This is a genomic window from Pantoea sp. SIMBA_079, assembly GCF_046940275.1.
Taxonomy (GTDB): domain Bacteria; phylum Pseudomonadota; class Gammaproteobacteria; order Enterobacterales; family Enterobacteriaceae; genus Pantoea; species Pantoea borealis.
This window is the reverse complement of the sequence record NZ_JAWRYR010000090.1, coordinates 1-351: the sequence shown is the minus strand read 5'-3', so window position 1 is coordinate 351 and position 351 is coordinate 1. Positions and strand designations below refer to the sequence as shown.

Here is a 351-nt window from a genome sequence, read left to right as displayed (position 1 = left end):
GAGACCGGACACGCCGGCCTCGCCCAGGGCTTCGCGCACCTCGTCGAGCTTGAACGGACGGATGATCGCGATGATTAGTTTCATGGAACCTCTCCTGTGGGCACGCGCGTCACGTCAGAACGACTTGGTGACGGCGAGGGTGATGGTGTCGTCGGGACCGATCAGGTCGTTGTCGTTGAAGGTCAGGGCGATGTCGAAGCCGTTGTCGAACGCCTTGCTGACACCCGCCGACCAGAACGCGTAGGTCGCCGTGCCCGCCGTGCCGGCGACCCACTGCTTGCCCACGGCGCCGTTGAGCGACCAGCCGGGCACGAATTCCCAGCCGACGCCCAGGTCGAGGTTGCTGCTGCC

Annotated in this window: 2 protein-coding genes; both read right to left on the bottom strand. The window is 65.8% G+C overall.

The window, feature by feature from the left end:
• The coding region (locus SB719_RS19240) for a P-II family nitrogen regulator (protein ID WP_412159615.1) at positions 1-84 on the bottom strand (84 nt) is incomplete at its 3' end.
• Between the two features lie 30 nt (positions 85-114).
• A partial coding sequence (locus tag SB719_RS19235) for a TorF family putative porin (protein ID WP_412159614.1) occupies positions 115-351 on the bottom strand: 237 nt, incomplete at its 5' end.